An 18,673-nucleotide genomic window follows, 5' to 3' on the forward strand; every position below is an offset into this window, starting at 1 on the left:
TTAAATGTATGAAAGTGACAAATTAACAAGAAAGATCAATATACTAGAAAATGCTGATAGAAAAAATAATTTTCCAGCAGAAGACTTGTTAAAATTGCTCCCGATAAAGAGATCTGACAATATCTTGGACTTAGGTGCAGGAACAGGGTATTTGGCACTTCCTGCAGCTAAACAAATTGACGGTATTGTTTATGCATTAGATTTAGATGTAGGTATACTTACCTATTTAGAATCTAAAGCAAAAAAAGAAAAACTAGATAATATTAAAACTATAAAGGGCAGTTTTGAGAATATTCCACTGGAAGACAACACAATTGATATTGCCTTAGCGTCCATAGCATTACATGAAGTTAATCCTTTATCCAATACTTTGAAACAAATAAACAGAGTACTAATAGAGAAAGGATACTTGTTATGTGTAGAATTTGAACCAAAAGAGGCATCTGTTAGTCCGAGAGTACATTCATCTGTAATGGAACAAGAATTACTAAATGCAGGATTCGATATCAAAGAAAAAATATTTCCTACTAACAAAGTAGCAAATGAAGCATTATATATTATTATTGCTCAAAAACAAGGATAAAAAAGAAGGGTGGACTAAATTTTTACTGAACAGAAAAAATACTAGCAAAATTTACACAAAGAGTTAGCTGGGACCGCGGCTTCATACTTCTCGAACAATCCAAAATGTTGTGGACAGATCTTTTTACTGTATAGCAAAAGGTACAACTAGAAAACTAACTAGTTGTACCTTTTTGCACGCAATTTCCTATTGTCCTTTACTAAGAACCGTACCCTTGCTCACTTTGTTAATGAATGTCTTGAATAACCTTTTCTAGGAATTCACCCATTCGCTTAACAGCCGGCTCTGAAAAATCAAAACTGACCCCAGTTTGCTTATAAATAGCTGCGATGGATTGATTGTAGTCCGCACTTGCGCCTTTTTTAAAGGATTCGATAGCCTGCTCTGGGTTTTCTCGATAGGTCTCAAGTAATTGTAGAGCACCAAGCATCGAAATGGAGTATTCAATATTATAGAAAGGAACTTCGAAATAATGAAGGGTGCCTACCCAACTCATCCCAATTTCTTCCTCCATCCCAGAAGTATCGACCGGGTTTAAGCCATAACGTTTTGAGATTTCAAAGAATTTTTCATCACGCTCTTTGGCAGTGTGTGTAGGATTCGTATACATCCAATGCTGGAAGAGGTCCCCTGACAATGGGCCGAATAACATTGTAAATGCCCGTCTCAGTTCTTCACGCTGTGCGCTCTTAAAATCTTCTTCTTCAGGATAAAATTGATCCAGCTTATCCAATAAGAGCAATTCCATCCCGTGCGAATACAGTTCAGCAATTTCCATTCGATGCTGATACTCTTCAATAGGACCATGTTCTGCATACTCGAGGTATCCATTCACAGCATGGCCCGTTTCATGAATTAATGCGATTAAAGAGAAAAAGGATGGACTAAAGTTCGCAAAAACAAAGGTATCTCCTGAAACAGGTAAGGGGGTACAGAAACCACCTGGGCTTTTTCCTTTCCGATCCCCAAGATCTAATAACCCATGCTCTCTCATGTAATCGAAACGTTCTGCAAAATATGGGTCAGTTTTTCCTAACATCTCAGAAACACCATCCATTAGAGTAGACACCTCTGCATATGGTGGGTTTTTCATTAATTTAGCGGTGTTATCCCAAGGGCGATAAGTATCGACACCAAGCTTGGATTTAAAAACTTCTGCAAGTCGATTCCAAGCAGGAATAATATGTTTCTCTACATTTTCATGAAAGTCATAACAATCTTGGACACTATACTCACGATTTTTGGCCACAAATATATAATCGCGATAATTTTCAAAGCCTGCATTTACAGCAATTTGATGGCGTAGTTGAATGAGTTCGTCCATGATGGCGTCCATATCAGGCTTAATTTGAAGAAAGGCAGAACCTATCTTGTTATAAGCTTTTTCTCTAACTGCTCTGTCTAAATGATCAAGTTGGGATTGGATAAACGGAAAAGGTTTTTCCTCCCCGTCCCATTCAACTGTTAACCCACCCATAATTTCACTATATTTCGTACAGAGCTCTTGCTCCTTTACCATTAATGGAATGTTTTCTTCTCTGAACAGTTTAACTTTGGATTCGCGAACACGTCGCATTAAGCCGTACTGTTTTTCATCTAATTGTTGTATATAAGGAGACCCACAAAATTTCTCATTCAGTTTTGCTTCATATTTCATTAAAAGTGGTTGAATGACTTGTTGATCGTGAAGATAAGTCGACTTGACTTGAACATCCTCTGTATTCCGGTAGAAGTCTACTTGGTGACCTGTCATCGCCTCAGTGATTTTATTCATTAAATCCTTTTCATCTTTTAACCACTGTTCTAGGTCAGAAATGGATTCAATCGGAACCTCAAGTAAACTTCGAATTTGAGCTTCCACCCCTTCTACATCCTGTAAATCAATTAATTCTTTATAATAATTATGACTTATCTCTTGTGTCATGGATAACTCTCCATCCCCTTTGAATTATTTTAATTATCTTAATAATTATAATATAGTTTTCTAGTTATCAGAACTAGCTTTTTCAAAAGGATCAACAATTAATTCTTTAGTGGATAAAATATCGTTCATAGACAAAGACACAAAATATTAAATGGGTAATGGTGGTTGTTCATGCCCTTTGAAATTATGATTCTGTATTCATTATCCTTTATACTTATATAATGAGATTTTTTACGGATATAAATTAGCTAGAAAAAAGGTGAAAAAATGGATAAGGATTTTTTAATAGCGAGCGAATTTTTAACATTGCTCGATACTGAGCAAAGATGGTTTACTTTAGCCGAAATCGAGAAAAAATTAGGTGTTTCTGATAAAACAATAAGCAAGATATCTGAAGGGATAAGCAAGCAACTACCTTCTGGTATAAAAATTGAAGTTTCCAGGGGAAAGGGGATCTTTCTCCAACGTGATAGGAGAAGCAAAACTGTTAGTGAAGTGATTTCTAATATGTTTAAACAAACCACTTTTTTTCGATTAATGGATTTGTTATTTACTGATGGTGGTCGATTCACACTCGAGGAACTAGCCGAAGTAATGTTCATGAGTTCCTCCTCTTTAAAAAAGCGTATTATCCAATTAAATAATCATGTACTTAAACCTTATAATCTGCGCATCACTTATTCTTCACCTTCAATGAAAGGAAATGAAATTAATATTCGATATTTTTATTGGAAATTGTATTGTGATGCCTATGAGTTTGCAGGATGGCCATTTTCCAAGATTAATTTTGATGTTATAAATCAATTAATATCAAATATTGAGGAAGAAAAAATATTGTTTATTTTATCAACTCCAAAAGAAGATTGTCTTTTTTAGTTGCTATTGTTTTAGAAAGAGTAAATAAAGGTGAATCTGTAACAATTTCCGAAAGAAATTATCCTTGGAAACAAGGAATGTTTTATTTACCGGTGACAAATTTAGCAAAAAAGCTTCAGCAAATGTTCGCAATTGAATTGTCGCAAAGTGAAATATTCTTTATGCAATCACTATTTAGTACTAGCCAATATAATTATTACGATCATTCGATAATGGTGAAAGTGAAGGAAGCTGAGCGAGGCAAAAATAAAGTAGAATATCAAATGGTTGATCGGTTTTTATCGTTATTATTAGAGGTGTATCCCAATCTTAATATGAATGAACGTTTTCTTTGGGAAATAGATGAGTTTTTTGACAAGCTTTTAATTGATAATGCAATTCCAGAATTGATGTTGAATTCAAATAATAATTTAATTACGTATGTTCAAAAAGAATGTCAGCAAAATTATCAAGAAGTGCAAATTTGCTTGCAAGAGTGGAATACTGCATACCCTGCTGTAACGTATAATGACTTTCATTTAACAAAATTAACGCTGTTAGTTAGTTCAAGCTTACATTATAAAAGTAAAAAGGCTTTTCTGGTTATTGGAGAAGAATTTTCAATTCAACATTACGTAGCGAAACTGATTAAAAAAGAAATTGGGGATGAATTGATCATTAATACTTCAATAATGAAAGGACTGACCGATGAAATTGTACAGCAGCATAAAATTGATTTCGTTATTAGTAATATCCCTGTAACGTTAAAGACAGTGCCCGTTGTTATTATTTCTACCATACCAACTAAAAGAGATTTCGATAATATTCGTAAAGAATTGCTTTTATAATTTGGTCAATTATTTTCTGTTCCTTCCGTAAGTTTTTGGTCTAGTTTGTTATTTTAAAAAAACTTATGCTTTTAGTAGATTTTAAATTTATTTTACCTCATCAATTTTCTAGGAAAATTAGTTCAAGGTGGGAAATGTAAGCGATTTCCATGTGGGTATCACTGTTAAAAGAAAGCTAAAAGACTTGTGGTAATAAGTCAAGAGAAAATCCATAAAAAATAAAGTTGATTTTGGACTTTCAAAGGAAAAAAAGGCGCACTGAACTAAACCCGCACCATCACAAGAACGCTTGTTCGGGTTTGCTGAAAGGATTCAAAAGCAGCTATTTGCTTTTGAGTTACACGCTCCTTTTTGGCGTGTAGAGTTGGTGATTGCGTAGTAGCACATCCACCAAACGCACTAATTTTCTTGCAGTCATGACAAGGGCTCTTTTGTGTTGAAATTTCGGAACTTCTTTATACTTCTTTAAGTAAAATTCACGATAGGCGGGTTCATTTCGTTGGACCGAGTTGGCAGCTTCAACTAAGTAATAACGAAGATACTGATTTCCCGACATGACTCGTGGTGTTCGTTCCGATTCATAGTCGCCTGATTGCGATTTTTTCCAGAAGAGACCGGCATATTTAGCTATTTGCGCTTGTGTTTCAAATCGATCAATTTGACCGATTTCGGCGATAATCCCTGCCGCATAAACCGGACCAATACCCGGCACGCTTTTCAAGCACTGTCCTTCTGGAATAATGTGAAATAGGGACTCAATCCCTTTTTCTAACTCTTTGACCTGGTTTTTAAGTGTTTGAATGAGTTTGGCATAGGTGGCCAATACGACATCAACGGAGTCCTGTACGACCTTGCCTAAACGGTAGGAGTCACGAATCGCCTTTTGGATGGATTTCGCAACTTTTTCTGGCTGACGAAAGCGACCTTTTCCTCTCTCTTGAAGGAACTCAGCCAGCTCTTCCAGCTCCATCTGAGCGATCTCATCCAGCGAAAAGGATTCAGCGAACAACTCCATCATGGTCGAACCAAAAACAGAAGTATCTACTTCATTGGTCAATGTATTGCACTTGTAATAGAGATTTTCAAGGAAATGCTGCTTACACTCGGTCAATTGATGAATGACCTGATAACGAGAACGCGTTAAACGCTGAAGGGCAACATACTTTTCTTCCTTGATGATGGTTTTATTATAGCGCCCAAACCGAAGAAAGTCGGCAATCCGAAATGCATCAATTTTATCGGTTTTATCTTCTTCAAATAAGCCTTTAAACCGATGGATCGCCTTTGGATTTTGAACCACCACTTCCACCCCAATCCGTTTTAAGTCGGCATCGTTATCTAAAAGATGCGCAGGGTGAAAGCTATACACAGAGGTGGATTCCATGCCGACAATGATTTTTTCGTAATGGGATTGTCCATGATAAGCTAAGATATTTTCTTTAATCTGGTTCGCTCCATGAATATCGTTTGGAAAAGTCGTTTCTTTTAAACGTGTGTCTTCGCTGTCCAGAAAACACACATCAAGTTTTTTAGAGCTTACATCAATACCTACAAATAAATTCACGGAAAGGACCTCCTTTCATTTGATTATGGAATAAGCTTGGATACTGCGGGATATCCCTAGAAACAATGGTCTGGCAACAGCCTCGCGTATGAGTATTCAAAAGGTGCGTCTCTAAAAGCTGCCCCAATGTCCACTAACATTGGTATAGAAATACACCGATACAGCTTGTGTGTTTGCAGTACAACCATTGTCTGGGTCACAGTCTTTAATCGTAGTCGAACTACAGGAGGAAACAGCATATTCCCAGTTGGATCCATTCCAATGTCTATTATCCAGGGATATCCCCCAGTATCCAAGCAATTCGGGTTGTGCTATTTATGAATATAAAGAGAGAGCAGCATTGCCTCCATCATAGATAGCAATATCTTAATTATTTAGTTATCAAAGAACAATAAAAGCAATTTCTAAAACTTATTATACGAGGAGGAAAAAACATGAGTGTACATTTGGAAGCAAAAGAAGGAGAAATAGCTGAACGCGTTTTACTCCCGGGAGATCCAATGCGCGCAAAATTTGTGGCAGAAAAGTTTTTAGATAATGCCCATTGTTATAACGAAGTAAGAGGGATGTATGGTTACACCGGATTATACAAAGGTGTTCCGATTTCGGTTCAAGGGACAGGGATGGGAAACCCATCGATGAGTATATATGCAACTGAATTGATAAACGATTATGGTGTTAAAAAATTGATTCGAATTGGTACATGTGGTGCTATGCAAAAAGAACTTAATATCCGTGATATTGTATTAGCCCAAGCAGTTTCTTCAGATAGCAATATGACGGAGAAAATTTTCCACGGGTGTAATTATGCACCGACTTCGGATTATTCGTTGTTAATGAAAGCATATCAGCAAGCACAAAATAAAAACGTGAACGTCTTTGTTGGGAACATTTATAATTCAGATGAATTTTACCGTGAAACATTAGATCGACTTCACAAGTTTATGGATTTCGGTGTATTAGCGGTCGAAATGGAAAGCACAGCACTTTATACATTAGCTGCTAAATATGGTGTGAAAGCATTATCTATTTTGACAGTAGGCAGCCAATTATTAACAAATGAACGCTCATCTCATAAAGATAGTGAACAATCTTTTAACGAAATGGTAGAAATAGCCCTTAATACAATCATTGATAACTAATTTATGATTTTAATAGAAAGATATCGAAAAATGGTACAAGCTTTTTAACCGATATTTGGAGGAATAAAAGAATGCATTATTTAATTTCTGTTATTGGTTTGATTATTGTTCTGTTACTGGCATGGCTTGCGAGTAGTAATAAGGAAAAGGTTAAATATCGTCCAATCATAGTAATGATTGTTATTCAAATTGTTTTAGGGTTGATTCTATTAAAAACGGGTGTAGGTGAATTTTTAGTTAAAGGCTTTGCCAATGGTTTTGCCAAATTGCTCGGTTATGCCAATGAAGGTACCGATTTTGTTTTTGGTGGAATGGCAAATAAAGGTGCTCATACATTTTTTCTCTATGTTTTGATGCCAATTGTATTTATGTCTGCGATTATAGGAATTTTACAACATTTCAAAATACTGCCGTTTATTATTAAGTATATTGGTTTAGTGCTAAGTAAAGTAAATGGTATGGGTAAATTAGAATCTTATAACGCGGTTGCAGCAGCAATTGTAGGACAAAATGAAGTATTTATTTCTGTTAAAAACCAACTCGGACTTTTGTCTAAAAATCGCTTGTACACATTATGTGCGTCTGCGATGTCGACCGTATCAATGTCAATTGTTGGCTCCTATATGACCATGTTAGAACCTAGGTATGTAGTGGCTGCATTAGTATTAAACTTATTTGGCGGTTTTATCATTGCATCTATAATTAATCCATATGAAGTGAAACCGGAAGAAGATATAGTTGAAGTTAAGGAACAAGAAAAACAAACATTTTTTGAAATGCTTGGCGAATATATTATGGACGGCTTTAAAGTGGCCATAGTAGTTGGAGTAATGTTAGTTGGTTTTGTTGGATTAATTGCTTTAATTAACGGAATCTTTAATGGTATATTTGGCATCTCATTCCAAGGAGTTTTAGGATATGTGTTTGCGCCAATTGCCTTTTTAATGGGTGTTCCATGGCATGAAGCTGTTAAAGCAGGTGGTATCATGGCAACCAAACTTGTTTCGAATGAGTTCGTTGCAATGCTTGATTTTGTTAAGATACAAAACAGTATGAGTGAACGTACAACGGCCATTGTTTCAGTATTTTTAATCTCATTTGCAAACTTTGGATCTATTGGTACAATCGTTGAGCGGTGAAAGGGTTAAATGAAAAACAAGGGAATGTCGTTGCTCGTTTCGGGTTAAAATTGTTATATGGTGCTACTCTTGTAAGCGTTCTCTCCTCAATAATCGTCAGTCTCATATTTTAATTTAACCCCCGGGAAGGTTCTGTCGATTCAACAAAAAAGAACTGCCCTGGCGAATAGGCGGAAAATTTCCGGCTATTGTATATAGAGAAGGTTAAAAAAGCAGAAATAAGCGGAGTTATTCCGATTAACTTCTCTAAATAAGACATAATCCAAGGATTTGGATAATATAACCGGAAAAACTTCCTTTATTTTAAGGGAAATATGGATATTTCCCAATTTAAACGGAATTTTTCCGTTTATTTTTCTTCCAACACAGGGACATCATTCAGTTATAACAACCAAAATCAAATAACTTTGTCTGATACATCCGATTCATTAGCAGAGTAATGATTATTTAATCATAAACTATCAAACTGTAAAGATAGTGAAATGATTTTATAAATGAATAATGGTAAAATTACTTTTGTGTTAACTTCCCTTGCTGGGCACTTCCGGTTTAAAACTATAAAAAGGTTAATTTCAATACTATAAGGGAGGGGAAATTGATGAAAAAGATATTCGCAATCTTTATTGCACTTTTCGTTGTATTTGCAGGATTCCATATGGCTGAACCGGCTCATGCTGCGACTAGCAAAACCAAATATGTTACAGCTAGTACATTAAATGTCCGAACTGGTGCAAGTACGAAATACAAAGTGGTGACAACGATTAAGAAGAATCAATCGGTTAAAGTAACCCAAACTAAAGGTTCTTGGGATAAGGTAACCGTGGGGAGTAAAATCGGTTGGGCATCTAATACATATCTAACTACGAAGAAACCAGCTACTACAGCTAAGAAAAGTGCAGCAACGAAAACGACTTCTAAAACAATGTATGTCACAGCTAGTGTATTAAATGTCAGAAGCGGTGCAAGTACAAAATATAAAGTAGTTACGACTGTTAAAAAGAATCAATCGGTAAAAGTAACGCAAACAAAAGGTTCTTGGAGTAAGGTGACGATTGGAAGTAAAACGGGTTGGGTGTCTAACAAATACCTTACTACGAAGAAACCAGCTGCTCCTAAAAATTTAGCAGCAGGGTTAAAGACAGTGGGAAGTAATAAGCAATTAATTCTTGTCACTTCTAACGGTTACAATACTTCCTCCGCTGAAATACGAACATTTGAGAAAAATTCTAAAGGAAAATGGATTCCTGTTTTAACTACAACAGGTCATATTGGTAAATATGGATTCACTCCGGCATCCAAGATGAGTGAAGGCGGTAAAAAGTCTCCAATTGGAAAGTATACTATCGGGACGGCATTTGGACGTTACAGTAATCCAGGAACTAAATTACCTTACCGAAAAATCACATCCGATGATGTTTGGGTGGATGATTCAAAATCTAAACTTTACAACACTTGGCAATCTCGCAAGAAAACCAAAGGTCAGTGGAAAAGTGCTGAAAATATGAATATTTCAGCATATAACTACGGTTTTGTAATTAATTACAATACAAAACGTATACCATACAAAGGAAGTGCAATCTTCTTCCATATAGGAAGTAGCTACACGCTTGGTTGCACAGATACATCGCAAACCAATGTTGTGAAGATTTTAAAATGGTTGGATCCTAAAAAGAAACCAGTCATCATTCAAACACCTATTAAGGAATTAAACAAATATTAATCCAAGCAAAGCCTACATGAGATAATATCTCGTTTGTAGGTTTTTTTTATATACATTTTTATTTAGTTCTTTATGAATATTGCTTATCATTTTAGAAAATAGATTAATTGCTTTCTAAATCCTTGGAGATTTATGGTATAATTCGGAAAATGGGTAAGTGGGAGTAATATTGTTTTATCGATAGACTAATGCAAACATAAGAGGTAAACAAAGGGGGAAATCAATGAAATTAGTACGAGTTTTTATTTTTATTTTGATAGTATTTTTACTAGTTTGGTTCATATATTTTTTAAAAACTGGAGATTTGTTTTTAAAAGATAGCTATTTTACAAAAGAGAGAGCGTATCAGGCATGGGTGAATGAAAACAGGCGAACAGAACTGTCCACGGAATTTCTAAAGAATGCAAAAAAAATTGAACCAACTGATAAACAATTGCTCATTTTAGCAGGTGAAAACAAAATCTATCAGCTTCGTTTCTGGAAAGAATTTTTTCTTTGGAGGGGTCCGTCCGTTTATCGAATTGATAATGACGACTTAAAGAATATGAAGGAAAAGGATATCGAATACGATTTACACTTCAATTGTGTTGCAACAGCGATTACCGAAAACCCTAATATTACCAAAGTTAAAATAGGTAAAACTGAAGCAGATTTACTGCCATTGACTCCTTATTTTAAGGAGGCTAAAAACTTGAAAATGTGGTTTCTGAATATACAACCTGATGCCTTGGATTGCCAAGGTCCTTCAGGGAAAACGTTCATTTTTTACGAGAAAAACGGTGAGGTCATTAAGAAGATAGAAGATAATTAGGCTCGAGAAGATTAATAATAGTTTCAAAAGTGAAAAACACCATTCTTATTGTAAGAAATTTACGATTAAGAATGGTGTTTTTTATTAACGGGACTATATGAAACTTTCCTACGAATATTACGTATTAGATAATTATTATCATTATAAACATAGGTGATGAAATGGAATATTGGGATTTAGTTGAGAATCCTTCTGGAGAAACGTATCGGCAGTTAATAAAAGTGCTCTGTGATCATTCGGACCAATTCTATTTTGTAACTAGAAAAGAATTGAAATACGATCCGGAAATTCTTGTACAATTTAAACCGTACACCGTCGAAACTTATAAAACAAAAAAGTGGGCAAATACAATAACAAAGGGACCGGCAGCAACGATATATATAATCGAAGCAAATCAGGCCACATGTGAACTACTGCAAAAATTTGCAAGCACACTATACGATTGGGTAGCTCCAAAATTACCAGAAGACTTAACCTTTTTGAAAAATAACTTTGTTTGGTTTTCATGTACAACTCACGAGGAATTTGGCGGTTTTTCTATTCGTTCTGAATACTATAGAAATTTACTCGGTCAAATTTCTGGTTTGAAAATTCAAAAGGTCATCTAAATCATTCATTTGATGATATTTTAGTGCTAAACTTTCTTTAAGAATTAATGAAGGCGCTTTAAAAAATTCATAAGGGGGAGAATCAATATGAAATACAATTTTGATGAAATCGTCAATCGCAGGAATACCTACTCGATGAAATGGGATGGTGGTGATTTTCTTAAAAAGATGGGTTTCACAGAAAGATATGATGAAGAGACGATACCACTATTTACTGCCGACATGGATTTACCAGTTTCACAGGCTTTATTAGATGCTTTGCATAAAACTGTTGATCATCGGATATTCGGTTATTCTATTATTCCAGATGCCTATTATGATGCCATACAACATTGGTTTAAAAAGAGACATGATTGGGAGATCGCAAAGGAGGATATTGTATACTGTCCAGGAACCGTTCATGCTTTAAATATTGCTGTTAAAGCATTTACAGAAATCGGTGATGGTATCATCATTCAGCGCCCTGTATATCCTCCATTTACTGCAGCAATTGAAGGAAACGGAAGAAAGGTAAGAAATAATGTCCTTAAATGTGATGATAATGGCTATTATTCGATAGATTTTGAGGACTTTGAAGAGAAAGCAAGGGATGAAAACACTAAGATGTTCATTCTTTGTAATCCGCACAATCCAACCGGAAGAATTTTTACAAGAGAAGAGCTTCAAAGGTTAGCGGATATTTGCATAAAAAATAATGTCCTTATCATTGCAGATGAAATTCACGGAGACCTGATCAGACGTAATCAAACGTTTATTCCAATTGCAAAAACAGTTGACAATGATTGTCATATCATCACTTTTACAGCCATTAACAAAACATTTAATACAGCAGGCCTTCATTGTACGAATGTGATCATTTCCGAACCAGAAAAAAGACAAAAATTCAGTGAAACATTGGGCATGCAGCTACCATCACCATTTACAATTGCTGCACTAATCGCCGTTTACAATGAGGGAGAAGAATGGCTTGAACAGTTAAACGAATATCTTGATGGTACAATGGAGTATGTGAAAAATTTCCTTGCGAAGAACTTGCCGACCGTTAAAGTCAGAATACCTGAAGGAACCTACGTGATGTGGTTGGACTTTAGGGGATATGGTCTTTCAGCTAAAGAAGTTCATGATCGCATCTATAACAAAGCAAATGTCCTGCTTGAAGATGGCGAAATGTTTGGAGAGGAAGGAGAAGGTTTTCAAAGAATTTGTATCCCATCACCTAGACCTCTCATTAAAAAAGCTCTTGAAAGAATTGCCGCGGAATTTAAGGATGTTGAATCTAAAAGTTTATTAAAATCCTAAGTACAAAAATTAATCAAGGAGTCCTAATCCTGATAGATGGGGCTCCTTTTATTTTGATGCAGTCTTGTATTCGATCTTTTTCCTTCGGATTAGATAGCATTCCAGGATTAAACAATCATAAGTAAAACATATGATTATTTATTAGATTTATATATTATACTTTTAACTATTTTATTATTATATTTAATCTAAAAGACAAAACGGCTTTTGGAAAGGAATGGAATTATCATGGCAACCTATAAAATTGGTGTACTTTATGGGGATGGAATTGGCCCTGAAATAACAAAGGCAACAGTAGATGTATTAACTGCAGCATCGAAATTAGCAGGAACAACGAAATTTGAATTTGTAGAGCTTCCTATGGGATGGGATGGAATAGAAAAATACAATGATCCAATGCCGCAATCAACAAAAGATGCGTTAAAAGAGACTCATGGATGGATTATGGGTCCACATGACTCAGCATCGTATCCAAAAGAACTTAAAGAAAAAAGAAATCCAAGTGGGGAGCTACGCACTTATTTTGACTTATATGCAAATGTTAGGCCTGCCAAAACGATGGAAGGTATTCGAAGCGTAGTAGGCGATGCGGACTTAGTGATTTACCGAGAAAACACGGAAGGTTATTATTGTGATCGAAATATGTATGTTGGTGTTGGAGAGTGGAAAGTTACACCCGACATCGTCATTTCCGCTGGTGTATTTACTAGAAAAGCAATTGAAAGAATTGCCCATGCTGCATTTAAGGCGGCTCTGCAACGCCGCAAGAAGGTTACGATCGTACATAAAGCAAATGTGATTCAACTGGGGTCTGGGTTATTTCTTGATGTATGCCGTGAAGTGGGTCAGCAATATCCGGATGTGGAAGTGGATGATTATCATATTGATGCTATGGCGGCACATCTTGTTAGACGTGCTAATGACTTTGATGTGATTGTCACAGAGAATATGTTTGGTGATATTTTATCCGATTTAACAGGAGAGTTAGTGGGAAGTCTTGGTTTAGCACCATCGATTAATAGCAGTGACAATCAAGCAATGGCTCAAGCGGCACATGGCTCAGCACCTGATATTGCAGGAAAAAACATTGCGAATCCTACAGGAATTATACTATCTGCTGTCATGTTTTTAGAGTGGTTGGCTAGCCAGCACAATGATCCAAAGGTTTCGGAAATTGCCCGTAATATAGAAAACGGGTTATTCTTGGCTATTTCTGAAGGTGTGAAAACAAAGGACCTAGGTGGTACGGCTTCGACTACAGAATTTACCGAAGGGATTATTGAAAGACTTAAACGATAAGCAGGAATTTCTTGAAAAAGCGGTTTAATGTAAAGGAAGCTTTCAGTTATTTAAAGGCTACTGATTATTGTGCTGGACTTTCCGTTAGCTTATCTGAGAAAAGGAATTTCATCTATTTCTAGCACGATGGTCTCTTGGTTTACATGAAACTGGCTATTGCTGTCAGCGTATTTCGGATTATTCAATAGCTCAATCACTATCTGGCACAAAATCCTGTTGTTAATTTAAATCATCCATCGAAAGTCCATGACGGAAGAATCATTATGGAACACGATTAACATTCAAATTTGATAGATGGTGCGTCTTTAAACTTAACTAACCAATACAAAAAACCATTCACAATAGATGAATGGCTTTTATATTGGTTAATTTAATAGAACTAGAAGAAGGGATAAAAGGGTTAAAAGGATGGAAACTCCTAAAATGATCCCCACTACAACGGTATGACGTTACGTTGCATCACAATGATTGCGATATATTCTCGAATCATTGCATTTGGCCAGTAGTAAAATGCAGTTTTTGAACCAATTCCTTGGCTCTTTAGGCCTGCCATTTTTGCATATAAGCTGGCCCTGAATAGATGGAAATTGTTTGTAGTAAAGATGCTGTTATATTCGCCTCCCTTTATTGAATCCATTATTTGTTTTGAATAAAGCATATTCTGGAATGTATTAACTGAACGAGTTTCTGTCAATGTATGCTCAGAAGGAATTCCTTTCTCAACAGCATACGTTTGCATGGCTTCCGCTTCAGAAAGGTTTTCATCCGGCCCTTGTCCGCCTGAGAAAAGAATGATTGGCGGAAAAGCGGCAGCCGCTTGTTTCCAATAAAAATCAATGGCCTTATTAATTCGACTGGCCAAGAGCGGCGGCACTTTATCGTTAATTAAACCACTGCCAAGTACGATGATAAAGTCTTGGTTCAATTTTGGCTTGTTAAATTGATATAAAAAATAAGCAGTTAAAAAATTGGTTAAGTGTAAAAAGAAATAAACGATTATTAAAGTAGCCCCAGTGTATAAAGGGTGAAATTCAGTAGAAAAAAAACGCTCAGTATTCATGATTTTAAATAAGAACAATACTAAAAGAAAGATCCCTAAAATGAGGGTTAAACTGTTAGAGAATCGCCTGCTTTCTTTTTTCATCAGGAATCGGCCATTTAAAAATAACCCTACCCCTAGTGCAAATAATCCGAATGCTGAGATAAAAAGTATAAATAAAACAGTCGGGATAAGAGCGATTAACTTAAAAATAAAAATATCTGAACTGAATCCTACATAACCACAAAAAAGAAGAAATGAACAAATAAACAGGTTAAATAGAAAACCGTTTATCATTCGTCTAGGATCTGTTAAATAAAATGCTAGGAAAATAATAAATAAAATAACAGTGATAATTCCAATAATAACCATTTTATACCTCGACTTTTTATAAGATTATCCAGTTCATTATAAACGATAGCTGTATCAGTTTATAACCCTTTTTTATTTTTGCCTATTTTTATTAGTTTACAATTCAAAAAAATTTAGTTGTACTGTTCTTTTGAACATTTATGAAAGTTGGATCCGATTGAGGATTAAATTTTTGATATCATATATAAAATATTCCCCCGATTAATGAGAAGGGATTATTTGTTGATTAACCTATTGGAAAACGTATACGAAATTATTCGATAGATAAGGCGAGGGTCTGAATATGAACATTAATAATTTTGAAAGCTATATAAACAAAACCATTTTAGACAGAGGGTATACCTATTACCTCGAAGGAAATGTTGTAGAAGCATACGATAGAGGAAGAAAATGATCTTGAGGAACTCTTGGAATATGTTAAAGATAATACGAGATATATAGAAGAATATGCTGAAAAGCTAGTCAAGCATTATAAAGAAGAAGTCATTGAAATTTATAAAGAGTATATAAAAGATACGGCACGTACTTCATCCAATCGAAGAGATTACCAAGGAGTATGTCACAAAATCAGAAGATATAAAAAGATTGTAGGTAAGCCAAAACAATTGGAATTGATAAATGAACTAATAGCCTTATATAGAAAAAGGCCGGCCTTTTTAGATGAATTAGGAAAAATTAAAAAGTGATCGATAAAGAATTACAGAGATTCAAAGCATCTAAATGAGGTTTACTTGGTTTTTTGAAACATTAGAAATCTTATCCTTAAATCAGTAACCAGTGATATTTAAATAAGCGGAAGTTTTCCGGTTAGTCTGCTGTATAGAGCTCGGTGCGGGGAATTTAAGCGGAGAATTTCCGATTAAGCAAAGCAAAAGTACCCATTTTTACGTTTTTCGAGTCAATAGCCGGAATCTTTCCGGCTATTTTAGCAATATTTAATGCTATTTCCAAATTAAGAGGAATTTCTCCGCTTAATTATCAAACTCACTTTAGCAGCTAATGAGCTGGGTGGTTTCGAGGAAAAAAGAAGGAATAGAGATTATAACATTGCTTGATCATAAAATCCAGTAACAGGAAAATGAACCATTAATTGATTTGTAGCAGCAATTCATGAATTTCAGCATTTGCTAAAAGCAAAAAACTTGACTCTACCGATAGAGTAGGGATTAAATTATGCGTTGTAAGGTTGTTTATAATTGCCTTATTATTTGAACGAATTTGGATATAACTTGAAAGAGGAATTTTAGCTTACATAAAGGGAGTAAAGTCTATGCAAAATCGAAACATGATGTTAGCTATATTATTGATTAATCTTTTTATTGTTTTTGTGGGAATTGGCCTTGTTATTCCAGTTACTCCTACGATTATGGATGAATTACATATTGCTGGATCTGTTGTCGGCTATATGGTAGCGTTTTTCGCACTTACGCAGTTAATATTGTCGCCCATTGCCGGCCGTTGGGTAGACCGATTTGGACGTAAAAAAATGATTATTATTGGTTTAATCATTTTTGGAATTTCGGAGTTTTTATTTGGAATCGGTAAAACTGTAGAGGTGCTTTTTATTTCTCGTATGCTTGGCGGTGTCAGTGCAGCATTCATTATGCCAGCTGTTACCGCGTTTATTGCAGATATTACGACGGTTAAGGGAAGGTCAAAAGCGATGGGATATATGTCGGCTGCTATTTCGACGGGTTTTATTATTGGACCCGGATTTGGCGGCTTTTTAGGAGAGTTGAATACTCGCTTGCCGTTCTTCGTTGCAGCCGCCTTTGCAGTAGTCACGGCAATTATATCGGTCGCTGTACTTCATGAACCGGAACGACAACTTGAAAATGGAGAAGGAACAGGACAAAAAACAGGATGGAAACGTATTTTTGTACCGATCTATTTTATATCTTTTATTATTATTTTTATTTTTTCGTTCGGTCTATCGTCCTTTGAATCGTTGTTTTCTTTATTTGTCGATCATAAATTCGGCTTTTCCCCGAAGGATATTGCCATAGTGGTATCAGGTGGCGGGATATTTGGGGCAGTTTTTCAAATTGGTTTATTTGATCGCCTAACGAACTGGCTTGGGGAAATTCGCTTAATTCGCTATTGCCTAATTTTCTCAGCGATACTCGTATTTTTAGTAACAATCGTGAACACCTATTTTACCATTTTAATTGTTACTGTAACCGTATTTGTTGGGTTTGACTTGATGCGTCCGGCTGTAACAACGTATTTATCAAAAATTGCCGGTGATGAACAAGGTTTTGTCGGCGGTATGAACTCTATGTTCACTAGTATCGGTAATGTTATTGGACCAATTATGGGCGGGATGTTATTCGATATTAATTTAAACTACCCTTTTTATTTTGCAACGGTCTTATTAGCAGTTGGAATTGGAATTTCGTTTGCATGGAAAAAAAGAGATTATCTTAAAACGTAAAGATAGGTATTTTCGAGCGAATGCATAAGGTGGCAAGAATATAAGTTAGTTTTTTATGGTTTCTTCTTGATCTGTATTTGATTTAAGGGCTTCCTCTATAAAAAGCTGATACAAATTGATAGCGATAGAAATGGACGTGAAAAAGATTTGAATCCTTGTCATTCTTTTCATTTTACAGAGAAAAAATTAAAAACTTTAAGTTGGGATAAAAGCTGAAGATTAAATTTTTCTTCAGCTTTTTTATTATTCAAGGTGGTTTATATTCTTTAAATATATTGACAAAAATAACTACTCTAAATAAACTGTAAATATAACTGGCATGCCACATGCCAGAATGGGAGGGAGATATAGGATGAGCCTATTTAAAGTACAGCAGGCTCCTTCTCTGAAGCAACAAGCATATGAAGGAATTAAAAATGCAATCATTTTACAAAAGATTCCTCCGGGAAGCGCTTTATTTGAAAGGGACTTAGGCGAAAGCTTAGAAATTAGTCGAACCCCTGTAAGAGAAGCTATTCTACTATTGGAGATGGAAGGTTGGGTGAAGTCTATACCGAGAAAAGGGACATTCGTTAGTCAAATTACAATTTCGGATGTTGAAGAAGTGATTCAAATTAGAAAAGCACTTGAAAGTCTAATTATCGAACTGATTATCCCGATCATTAAAGAGAGGGACATTGAACAGCTAAATGAAATTTACGTAAAACAGCTTGGTCAGGTGGAAGATAATGGACAATTCATATCAGTAGATAAAGATTTTCATATTTACCTTTCTGAATTGAGTGGAAATCGCCGTCTTGTATATTTAATGAATACGATAAGTGAACAAATAAGGTGGTTTGGTGTTAGTGCGGTGAATTTACCTAATCGAAAGGAACAAACATTAAAAGAGCATGCGCGAATCATTGATTGTCTAAAAAATAAAGAAGTAGAAAAAGCAAAAAAGGCTGCATTAGAGCATATCGAGCATACTCGAACAGCTATTTTATCAAGTCTAAATGCAACTAATGAAAGCGTTTCCGAAGAGGGGGAGTAA

General features: G+C 35.3%; 15 protein-coding genes and 1 pseudogene. 13 read left to right on the forward strand and 3 right to left on the reverse strand.

What is annotated here, in order from left to right; all coding sequences use genetic code 11:
* The first annotated feature begins 4 nt into the window (after positions 1 to 4).
* Positions 5 to 583 carry a class I SAM-dependent methyltransferase gene (locus MKY81_RS09140; RefSeq protein WP_108071143.1) on the forward strand — a complete coding sequence of 193 codons (579 nt, stop codon included), beginning with the start codon at positions 5 to 7 and terminating at the stop codon, positions 581 to 583.
* 226 nt (positions 584 to 809) lie between these two features.
* On the opposite strand, the gene MKY81_RS09145 is transcribed toward MKY81_RS09140, so the two are convergent.
* Positions 810 to 2,507, reverse strand: a complete 1,698-nt coding sequence (locus tag MKY81_RS09145; RefSeq protein ID WP_341117604.1) for a M3 family oligoendopeptidase — start codon at positions 2,505 to 2,507, stop codon at positions 810 to 812.
* A gap of 267 nt (positions 2,508 to 2,774) precedes the next feature.
* On the opposite strand from MKY81_RS09145, the gene MKY81_RS09150 reads away from it, so the two are divergent.
* Positions 2,775 to 3,383: a helix-turn-helix domain-containing protein gene (locus tag MKY81_RS09150; RefSeq protein ID WP_341117605.1), complete on the forward strand. Its 609-nt coding sequence runs from the start codon at positions 2,775 to 2,777 to the stop codon at positions 3,381 to 3,383.
* The gene (locus MKY81_RS09155) at positions 3,371 to 4,210 is read left to right on the forward strand and encodes a hypothetical protein (protein ID WP_341117606.1); all 840 of its coding nucleotides are present in this window, start codon (positions 3,371 to 3,373) and stop codon (positions 4,208 to 4,210) included. Before MKY81_RS09150 ends, MKY81_RS09155 begins: the two co-directional genes overlap by 13 nt.
* A gap of 337 nt (positions 4,211 to 4,547) precedes the next feature.
* On the opposite strand, the gene MKY81_RS09160 is transcribed toward MKY81_RS09155, so the two are convergent.
* Positions 4,548 to 5,774, reverse strand: a complete 1,227-nt coding sequence (locus tag MKY81_RS09160) for an IS110 family transposase (protein ID WP_108073350.1) — start codon at positions 5,772 to 5,774, stop codon at positions 4,548 to 4,550.
* Positions 5,775 to 6,208: 434 nt separating this feature from the next.
* Between MKY81_RS09160 and deoD the strand changes: the two genes are divergently transcribed.
* From deoD to MKY81_RS09195, 7 genes and pseudogenes are all read left to right on the forward strand, one after another.
* Positions 6,209 to 6,916 carry a purine-nucleoside phosphorylase gene (gene deoD / locus MKY81_RS09165; protein ID WP_108071148.1) on the forward strand — a complete coding sequence of 236 codons (708 nt, stop codon included), beginning with the start codon at positions 6,209 to 6,211 and terminating at the stop codon, positions 6,914 to 6,916.
* Positions 6,917 to 6,987: 71 nt separating this feature from the next.
* A pseudogene (locus MKY81_RS09170) lies at positions 6,988 to 8,168 on the forward strand (NupC/NupG family nucleoside CNT transporter).
* Between the two features lie 485 nt (positions 8,169 to 8,653).
* On the forward strand, positions 8,654 to 9,775 hold the full coding sequence (locus MKY81_RS09175) for an SH3 domain-containing protein (protein WP_244913467.1): 1,122 nt from the start codon (positions 8,654 to 8,656) through the stop codon (positions 9,773 to 9,775).
* Between the two features lie 223 nt (positions 9,776 to 9,998).
* A complete protein-coding gene (locus MKY81_RS09180) occupies positions 9,999 to 10,586 on the forward strand; it encodes a hypothetical protein (RefSeq protein ID WP_108071151.1) in 588 nt (195 codons plus the stop codon).
* 161 nt (positions 10,587 to 10,747) lie between these two features.
* Positions 10,748 to 11,194: a hypothetical protein gene (locus tag MKY81_RS09185; RefSeq protein WP_108071154.1), complete on the forward strand. Its 447-nt coding sequence runs from the start codon at positions 10,748 to 10,750 to the stop codon at positions 11,192 to 11,194.
* Positions 11,195 to 11,281: 87 nt separating this feature from the next.
* Positions 11,282 to 12,493, forward strand: a complete 1,212-nt coding sequence (locus tag MKY81_RS09190; RefSeq protein WP_107921436.1) for a MalY/PatB family protein — start codon at positions 11,282 to 11,284, stop codon at positions 12,491 to 12,493.
* 228 nt (positions 12,494 to 12,721) lie between these two features.
* Positions 12,722 to 13,792, forward strand: coding sequence for an isocitrate/isopropylmalate dehydrogenase family protein (locus MKY81_RS09195; protein WP_066226119.1), 1,071 nt, complete (start codon positions 12,722 to 12,724; stop codon positions 13,790 to 13,792).
* Between the two features lie 433 nt (positions 13,793 to 14,225).
* Here the strand turns inward: MKY81_RS09195 and MKY81_RS09200 are convergent, their stop codons facing one another.
* Positions 14,226 to 15,203: a YdcF family protein gene (locus MKY81_RS09200; RefSeq protein WP_411815345.1), complete on the reverse strand. Its 978-nt coding sequence runs from the start codon at positions 15,201 to 15,203 to the stop codon at positions 14,226 to 14,228.
* Between the two features lie 407 nt (positions 15,204 to 15,610).
* Between MKY81_RS09200 and MKY81_RS09205 the strand changes: the two genes are divergently transcribed.
* From MKY81_RS09205 to MKY81_RS09215, 3 genes are all read left to right on the forward strand, one after another.
* Positions 15,611 to 15,889 carry a hypothetical protein gene (locus tag MKY81_RS09205; protein ID WP_066226124.1) on the forward strand — a complete coding sequence of 93 codons (279 nt, stop codon included), beginning with the start codon at positions 15,611 to 15,613 and terminating at the stop codon, positions 15,887 to 15,889.
* A 584-nt stretch (positions 15,890 to 16,473) separates the two neighbouring features.
* Complete coding sequence (locus MKY81_RS09210; RefSeq protein WP_066226129.1) at positions 16,474 to 17,637, forward strand: MFS transporter; 1,164 nt, start codon at positions 16,474 to 16,476, stop codon at positions 17,635 to 17,637.
* Positions 17,638 to 17,989: 352 nt separating this feature from the next.
* The gene (locus MKY81_RS09215) at positions 17,990 to 18,673 is read left to right on the forward strand and encodes a GntR family transcriptional regulator (RefSeq protein WP_066226132.1); all 684 of its coding nucleotides are present in this window, start codon (positions 17,990 to 17,992) and stop codon (positions 18,671 to 18,673) included.

It is taken from the genome of Heyndrickxia sp. FSL W8-0423, assembly GCF_038009395.1.
Taxonomy (GTDB): domain Bacteria; phylum Bacillota; class Bacilli; order Bacillales; family Bacillaceae_C; genus Heyndrickxia; species Heyndrickxia sporothermodurans.